The following is a 383-nucleotide window of genomic DNA, read 5'->3' on the forward strand; positions in this document are numbered from 1 at the left end:
TAAGAGAGAGTTCTAGGAGGCTCATATGATTCATTACAATAGTATAGAGTTATCTGCAAAAACAGCGTATAAATTTTTATCAGGAAGTATTATTCCTCGGCCAATCGCTTGGGTTACAACACAAGATACAGCTACAGGTGTCGTCAACGCTGCTCCCTTTAGTTTCTTTAATGCGGCGGCAGCTGAAATTCCTTTAGCAACGTTATCCATTTTACGACCAGACAAAGCGCCTAAAGATACGGCACGAAACATCTTGGCTACTAAAGAACTTGTCATCCATTTCGTTAACGAAGACGTTCTTACTCAAATGAATCAGACTTCGGCACCTTTAGCAGCAGAGATCAGTGAAATTGACACATTCGGTATTGAAACCATTGCCAGCC

1 protein-coding gene is annotated in these 383 nt (G+C 41.3%); it reads left to right on the plus strand.

Annotated elements, in window-relative coordinates:
- Positions 1-25: 25 nt before the first annotated feature.
- Positions 26-383, plus strand: a 358-nt coding sequence (locus tag ACXIUA_RS00050; RefSeq protein ID WP_457975839.1) for a flavin reductase family protein, incomplete at its 3' end; no start/stop codon positions are given.

Source organism: Corynebacterium sp. UMB8791 (genome assembly GCF_054166365.1).